The following is a 6,684-nucleotide window of genomic DNA, read 5'->3' as shown; positions in this document are numbered from 1 at the left end:
TCCCAGATCTGATCGTGGCCGGTCGTCGCGGCCCAGATGTCGTCGAGATGCCTGCCGACGTCGAGCGGCTCCAGCCGGCAATAGCGCCCTTCCAGCACCTTCGCCGGCGGGAACGGCACGGGCTTCCAGTTCTGCAACGAGGTCATGACTTTCCCTTTTCCCGCCAACCGGTCAAATCCTGCCGGATGTCCCAGCCCGCACCCAGCTCGCGAGCGACCGCATCCGCGATGGCGTGCCCTTCGGCCTCCCAGGCCAACCGCTCGACCTCGCTTGGGAAATCGGAGGCCGCCTCGTCGTCTTCGTCATAGATCGCGTCGAAGGAATCCATCCAGGCTTCGAGCCGGTCGGCGAGTTTCTCCGACAGTCCGATATCCTCGGCATCAACAGCCTTGCGCTTGCCCTTGGCGTCGATCTGCCAGAGCCCGCTATGGCCAAGCCACTCCGGCGCGATCAGCAGCACGCCGCTCACGAACGCGCCTCGAGATCCCCACGGAAGAAGGGATTGAGCGGCGCCGAGGGGCCATTATTGGCGAAGCCCTTGAAGCTGCCCTCCTCGGCGATCAGCCGCGTCGCCTCGATGAAGGCGGCCCAGGCCGCCCGCGCCAGCGCCCCGCCGATCGAGATGCGCCGCGCACCGGCCGCAGCGATATCGGCGACGGAGAGGCCGAAATCGCCATAGAYCAGCGCATTGACCGGCTTGCYGCCGGCCGCATCGACGATCGTGCGGATGTCGTCGGCCGTCTTCGGTCCCGGCGCGTAGAGCACGTCGGCGCCCGCCGCCGCATAGGCCTTGATGCGGCGCACCGACTCCTTCAGCGCTTCGGGATGGCCGGTCAGGAAGCATTCGGCGCGCGCCGTCAGCAGCACGCCCGAGCCGGTCTCGTCGATCGCCTTGCGCGCCGCCTTCACCCGCGCGACCGCAAGCTCGAACGGATAGAGCGGCTCTGCCTCGCGGCCCGTGGCATCCTCGATCGAGAGCCCGGCGACGCCGGTCGCGACGCAGAGCTTGACGTTGGCCCCGACGCCATCGGGCGTATCGGCATAGCCGTTCTCGAAATCGGCATTGACCGGCAGATCCGGCACCGCCTTCACCAATTCGGCGAGATGGGCGAGCATCATATCGCGCGGCACATCCTGATCGGCCCGCGCTTGCGTGAAGGCGAAGCCCGCGCTGGTCGAGGCCAGCGCCTTGAACCCCTGCCCGCGCAGCCAGCGCGCCGAGCCGAGATCCCAGGGGTTGGGCATCACAAAGCAGCCGCTCTCATGCAGCTTGCGGAAGGTTTCGACCTGCGGGGAATAGCTCATTTTAAATCGTTTCAGATCAGCGGGAGCTGCGGGCTGGCATAGTGTCGAGCGCCGGCCCGTTTGTCAGCCCCATCCGCGCGCATTAGCCGGCGGGGGCCGTTGCGCGCGGCGAATGCCGCCTGGTCCGTCATTCTCAGGCGATGCGAAGCAGCGACCCGAGAAACTCTGACCGGAGCAGGCACTGGAGCCTCTTCGTCGAGAGATGCTCGGGTCTTCGCCCGAGCATGACGGCGCCTCTGGCGCCCCGCTCAATGATTGTCGCGCGGAATACCGAATTTCTTGTTGATCTTCTGGTACTTGACCGCCGGCTTGAGGACCATGCCCTCGGAGAGCTCATCGACGATCTTGCGCTGGATCTCCTGCCAGGGCGTCTGGCTCTTCGGATATTTGTAGCCGCCCGCCGCCTTGAACGCGGCCTTGCGCTCGGCCAACTCCGCCTCGGAGATGAGGATGTCGGCCGTCCGCTTCTTCAGGTCGATGCGGACCTTGTCCCCCATCTTGAGGAGCGCGAGCCCGCCGCCCGTCGCCGCTTCCGGCGAGGCGTTGAGGATCGAGGGCGAGCCCGAGGTGCCGGACTGGCGCCCGTCGCCGACGCAGGCGAGCGCGGTGACACCCTTCTTGATGAGATAATCCGGCGGCCGCATGTTCACGACCTCCGCCGCGCCGGGGTAACCGATCGGCCCCACGCCGCGGATGAACAGGATGCAGTGCTCGTCGATGGCGAGCGCCGGATCGTCGATGCGGTGGTGGTAGTCCTCCGGCCCGTCGAAGACGATGGCGCGGCCCTCGAAGGCCATCGGGTCCTTCGGGTTCTCCAGATAGCGCTTGCGGAATTCCGGCGTGATCACGCTGGTCTTCATGATCGCCGAGTCGAACAGGTTGCCGGAGAGGTTGAGGAAGCCAGCCTCCTTCTTCATCGGCGCGTCATAGGTCTTGATGACCTCGCGATCGCCCGAGAAGGCCCCGGCGCAGTTCTCCTCATGGGTGCGGCCATTCGCGGTGATGGCGGGCTTGAGCTTGCCCTTGGCGAGCAGCTCCGCGATCACTGCCGGCAGGCCGCCGGCGCGGTAATAATCCTCGCCGAGATATTCGCCGGCCGGCTGCATGTTGACCAGCAGCGGCGTGTCGTAGCCGATCTTCGTCCAGTCCTCATTGTCGAGCTTGACGCCGATATGCTTGGCGATGGCGTTGACGTGGATCGGCGCATTGGTCGAGCCACCGATCGCCGAGTTGATGACGATGGTGTTCTCGAAGGCCTCGCGGGTCAGGATGTCCGAGGGCTTCAGATCCTCCCAGACCATCTCGACGATGCGCTTGCCAGTGAGATAGGCCATCTCGTAGCGGTCGCGGTAGGGCGCGGGGATCGCCGCCGCGCCGGGCAGCGTCATGCCCATCGCCTCGGCCAGCGCGTTCATCGTCGAGGCCGTGCCCATGGTGTTGCAGTGGCCGGCCGACGGCGCCGAAGACGCGACCAGGTCGACGAAGCCCTTATAGTCGATCTCGCCGGCCGCCATCATCTGGCGCGCCTTCCAGACGATGGTGCCCGAGCCGGTGCGCTCGCCGCGGAAGGAGCCGTTCAGCATCGGCCCGCCCGGCAGGGCGATCGCCGGGATATCGACCGTCGCGGCAGCCATGATCTGCGCCGGGGTGGTCTTGTCGCAGCCGGTGGTCAGAACCACGGCGTCGAGCGGGTAGCCGTAGAGGATCTCGACCAGCGAGAGATATTGCAGGTTGCGGTCGAGCGAGGCGGTCGGGCGCTTGCAGGTTTCCTGGATCGGATGGATCGGGAACTCGAAGGGCACGCCGCCCATCTCGCGGATACCGTCGCGGATGCGCGGCGCGAGCTCGATATGATGGCGGTTGCACGGGGCGATGTCGGAGCCGGTCTGGGCGATGCCGATGATCGGCCGGCCCGACTGCAACTCCTCGCGCGACAGGCCGAAATTCATGGTGCGCTCGATATAGAGCGCGGTCATGTCGGCATTGGCGGGGTTGTCGAACCAGGCCTTCGAGCGGAGCTGTTCCGGTTTGATGCGCCGCTTTGCCTTGCGCTTCGCAACCGCCACCGGGCGGTCCTGCCGCGGCACATTGCTCTCCGGGGTCTTTGCCATCGAACGCTCCTCTCCCGCGCTGCCGTCAAGGCCTTGCGGCAGCGCCTTTTCTTAGAATGATTTGACGATTATCCGGTCCGGCCCCTTCGCCCGCAAGAGGGCCCGTCACGATAAATCATACTATTTTTCATGCGCGCCTTGCATGGTCGGAGCGCGACCGACCGCGCGGGCTTGCATCGCAGCGCCCTTTCCGGCGAAGACTGTGGCCCAAGGCCGCTGGCAAGCAGGCCGCCGGAAACGATCACGCCCGAGGCCATCATGACCCTCCATGTCGCCCCCGCCTTCGCCCGAATCGGCGAGGAGAACGCCTTCGCCGTGCTGGCACGGGCGACGGAACTGCAGCGGCAGGGCAAGGACATCATCAATCTCGGCATCGGCCAGCCCGATTTCGCGACGCCGGAGCATATCGTCGAGGCCGCGGTGAAGGCGCTGCGCGACGGCCATCACGGCTACACCCCGGCGAATGGCATCCTGCCGCTGCGCGAGGCCGTCGCTGCCGATCTGCACAAGCGCTTTTCCGTGGAGGTCTCGCCGGAGAACGTGATGATCGTGCCCGGCGGCAAGGTCACCATGTTCATGGCGATCCTGATGTTCGGCGAGCCCGGCGCGGAAATTCTGTATCCCGACCCCGGCTTCCCGATCTACCGCTCGATGATCGAGTACACCGGCGCGACGCCGATCCCGGTGCCGGTCCGCGAGGAGAACGGCTTCGCCTTCTCCGCCGAGGAGACGCTCTCGCTGATCACGCCGAGGACGCGCCTGCTCATCGTCAATTCGCCGGCCAACCCGACCGGCGGCGTCACGCCCAAGAGCGAGGTCGACAAGCTCGTCGCAGGCCTGGCGAAGTTTCCCGATGTCGCGATCATGTCGGACGAGATCTACGACCAGATGGTCTATGACGGCGAAAGCCACGTCTGCCTGCTCAGCTATCCCGAGATCCGCGACCGGCTGATCCTGCTCAACGGCTGGTCGAAGACCTACGCCATGACCGGCTGGCGGCTGGGCTACTCGGTCTGGCCGAAGCCGCTCTACGACAACGCCCGCAAGCTCGCGGTGAACTCGCATTCCTGCGTCAACGCTCCCGCGCAATGGGCGGGGCTCGCGGCGCTGACCGGCCCGCAGGATGCCGTCCACGCCATGGTGGCCGAATTCGACCGGCGCCGGAAGGCGGTCGTGAAGGGGCTGAACAGCCTGCCCGGCATCTCCTGCGCCGTACCGAAGGGCGCCTTCTACGCCTTCCCGAACGTCTCCAGGACCGGCTGGAAAGCGAAGAAGCTCGCCTCCGCCCTGCTGGAGGATGCCGGCGTCGCCACCATCGGCGGCCCGGATTTCGGCGTTCATGGCGAAGGCTATATCCGCCTCTCCTATGCCAACTCGCTGGAGAACATCGAGAAGGCGCTGGAACGGATGCGCGCATTCCTCGAGAGCCGGCAGGTGGCCTGAGCATGATAACCTGCCACCTGCGCTATATCGTCGATCCCTATCAGCTTCCGGCCTTCGAGGCCTATGGCAAGCTCTGGATCCGTCTCGTCGAGAAGTTCGGCGGCGTGCATCACGGCTATTTCATGCCGTCGGAAGGAACTTCCAACGTCGCGCTGGCGATGTTCAGTTTCCCGTCGCTCGCAGCCTATGAAGAGTATCGCGAGCGCGCAGCCACGGACCCGGAATGTCAGGCCGCCTTCGCGATGAACGAAAAGGACCGCTTCATCGTCAGCTACGAGCGCTCCTTCTTCCGGCCGGTTTTCGAGGATGACCGCGGCGCGTCCCGCGCTCCCTCGGAACGCCGGACGAACGCCGTGACCGCATGAGCTATCTCTACCTGGCCATCGCCATCGTCAGCGAGGTGATCGGCACCTCGGCGCTGAAGGCCTCGAACGAGTTCACGCGGCTGTTGCCGTCTCTGATCACCGTCGCGGCCTTCTTTTGCGCGTTTTATTTCCTGTCGCTGTGCCTGCGGACGATCCCCGTCGGCATCGCCTATGCGATCTGGTCGGGCGTCGGGATCGTGCTGATCAGCCTGATCGCGCTGGTGCTTTTCGACCAGAAGCTCGACCTGCCCGCGCTCGGCGGCATGGCGCTGATCGTCGCCGGTGTCATGGTGATCAACCTGTTCTCGAAATCGGCGGCGCATTGAAGGCTTGCTGCCGGGCGTCATTCTCGGGCGAAGCACAGCTTCGACCCGAGAATCTCATGACGGGAAGGCTCTTGTTTCAGAGATGCTCGGGTCAAGCCCGAGCATGACGGCAGATCCCCGTCAGTTCCGCGCCGCGCTCGCCGTCACGCCCGGATCGACCTTGAAGCTCGACGCCTCGATCACCGCCGTGCCAATCATCGTCTTCACCGAGATGCGCACCGGCACCATCACATCGGTGCCCGCCACGGGCGCGAGCCAGGTGGTGATATCCTTGTTCTCGGCCATGAACTTGGTGCTGGGCCGGAGCGCCCGGTGGCCGGCGATGGGGACATAGCGCGCCTGGCAGATCGAGACCGGCCCGCTATAGCCGTCGAGCTTGACGTGGCGGGTGCCCGCGCTCGAGAGCTTGATGTCGTAGCGCGCCGCGCCGTCGAAGATCGGCAGGGTGCGGTTGCAGGCGTCCTTGCCCTTGCCGTTGACCGGCATGATGAAAGCGCTGAGCGGGTCGACGATGTTGCGCTTGTTGCCATCGGTCAGCGGCACGCGATCCGGCTTCTCGTCGATCGGCGGCTCGATGTCGATGCCGGCGACGCTGTTGTCGGCGAGCGCCATCCGCACGGTGCGGCTCTCGCTGGAGTTGGCCGCGCTCACCGCGAAGGTCTTGGGCGAGAGCTTGCCGCCGACGAGCGCCCCCGTCGCGGCGCCCGAGCCGCGGCCGCCGGTCACCCCGCCGACCACGCCGGTCAGCTTGGCGACGAGGTCGAGCTTGTAGTTGGCGCCGTCGATGCTGCCGCTCAGGCCGGCCTTGCCGAAGGTGATGCCGAGCAGCGAGACATCGTATCTGGCGTCGAGCGACGCCGCCTCCACCGCCGCGGTGGCGAAAGAGATCGAGAGGATCAGACCTGCCAGGGACGATGCGACGGCGGGCTTCATCCAGTTCCTCCGGAGCGGCGCGATCATGCCGCGACATGCATTGTGAATCGGTCCGAATCGTGACCGCAGCGCCGCCCTCGGGCGGCTTTCCGATGAAAGCATCCGGCCCGGCGCTTTACGATCCCTTAACGCTGATGGATTGCCATCGCGGTGCTTGGAGTTTTTCTTGACGTGGCTCACAGCCTTGGCTATGGAACCGCC

General features: G+C 65.9%; 7 protein-coding genes. 3 read left to right on the top strand and 4 right to left on the bottom strand.

Translation table 11 applies throughout. The features are described 5' to 3' along the window. Positions 1 to 142: 142 nt before the first annotated feature. The 3 genes from AB4Y99_RS23835 to AB4Y99_RS23825 form a co-directional block, all read right to left on the bottom strand. Complete coding sequence (locus AB4Y99_RS23835) at positions 143 to 469, bottom strand: hypothetical protein (protein ID WP_112763564.1); 327 nt, start codon at positions 467 to 469, stop codon at positions 143 to 145. Beyond that, positions 466 to 1,305, bottom strand: coding sequence for an isocitrate lyase/PEP mutase family protein (locus AB4Y99_RS23830; protein WP_441525061.1), 840 nt, complete (start codon positions 1,303 to 1,305; stop codon positions 466 to 468). The genes AB4Y99_RS23835 and AB4Y99_RS23830 overlap by 4 nt, the downstream gene beginning before the upstream one ends. A 248-nt stretch (positions 1,306 to 1,553) precedes the next feature. Further along, the gene (locus AB4Y99_RS23825) at positions 1,554 to 3,416 is read right to left on the bottom strand and encodes an IlvD/Edd family dehydratase (protein ID WP_441525060.1); all 1,863 of its coding nucleotides are present in this window, start codon (positions 3,414 to 3,416) and stop codon (positions 1,554 to 1,556) included. A 258-nt stretch (positions 3,417 to 3,674) separates the two neighbouring features. Here AB4Y99_RS23825 and AB4Y99_RS23820 point away from each other — a divergent pair, with 258 nt between their 5' ends. Genes AB4Y99_RS23820 through AB4Y99_RS23810 form a run of 3 tightly spaced genes read left to right on the top strand, consistent with a single transcriptional unit; the run spans position 3,675 to position 5,550 of the window. Next, entirely contained in the window at positions 3,675 to 4,859 is a 1,185-nt protein-coding gene (locus AB4Y99_RS23820; RefSeq protein ID WP_441525059.1) for a pyridoxal phosphate-dependent aminotransferase, read from the top strand. Positions 4,860 to 4,861: 2 nt separating this feature from the next. Beyond that, positions 4,862 to 5,224 (top strand): NIPSNAP family protein, encoded by a 363-nt coding sequence (locus AB4Y99_RS23815; RefSeq protein WP_133564782.1) that lies wholly within the window; start codon positions 4,862 to 4,864, stop codon positions 5,222 to 5,224. Continuing rightward, positions 5,221 to 5,550, top strand: coding sequence for a DMT family transporter (locus AB4Y99_RS23810; RefSeq protein WP_038363753.1), 330 nt, complete (start codon positions 5,221 to 5,223; stop codon positions 5,548 to 5,550). Before AB4Y99_RS23815 ends, AB4Y99_RS23810 begins: the two co-directional genes overlap by 4 nt. 120 nt (positions 5,551 to 5,670) lie before the next feature. Here the strand turns inward: AB4Y99_RS23810 and AB4Y99_RS23805 are convergent, their stop codons facing one another. After that, positions 5,671 to 6,483, bottom strand: coding sequence for a DUF3108 domain-containing protein (locus tag AB4Y99_RS23805; protein ID WP_038364412.1), 813 nt, complete (start codon positions 6,481 to 6,483; stop codon positions 5,671 to 5,673). Positions 6,484 to 6,684 lie beyond the last annotated feature (201 nt).

It is taken from the genome of Allobosea sp. TAB14 (assembly GCF_052113865.1).
In the GTDB taxonomy this organism is placed as follows: domain Bacteria; phylum Pseudomonadota; class Alphaproteobacteria; order Rhizobiales; family Beijerinckiaceae; genus Allobosea; species Allobosea spartocytisi.
Note: the sequence above shows the minus strand (reverse complement) of the source record. Positions and strands in the feature narration are given on the sequence as shown.

What these genes read in the sequence shown, in the direction of transcription:
- AB4Y99_RS23825 (WP_441525060.1), bottom strand. Translation starts at nt 3,416, where the DNA reads ATGGCAAAGACCCCGGAGAGCAATGTGCCGCGGCAGGACCGCCCGGTG.
- AB4Y99_RS23820 (WP_441525059.1), top strand. Translation starts at nt 3,675, where the DNA reads ATGACCCTCCATGTCGCCCCCGCCTTCGCCCGAATCGGCGAGGAGAAC.
- AB4Y99_RS23815 (WP_133564782.1), top strand. Translation starts at nt 4,862, where the DNA reads ATGATAACCTGCCACCTGCGCTATATCGTCGATCCCTATCAGCTTCCG.
- AB4Y99_RS23810 (WP_038363753.1), top strand. Translation starts at nt 5,221, where the DNA reads ATGAGCTATCTCTACCTGGCCATCGCCATCGTCAGCGAGGTGATCGGC.
- AB4Y99_RS23805 (WP_038364412.1), bottom strand. Translation starts at nt 6,483, where the DNA reads ATGAAGCCCGCCGTCGCATCGTCCCTGGCAGGTCTGATCCTCTCGATC.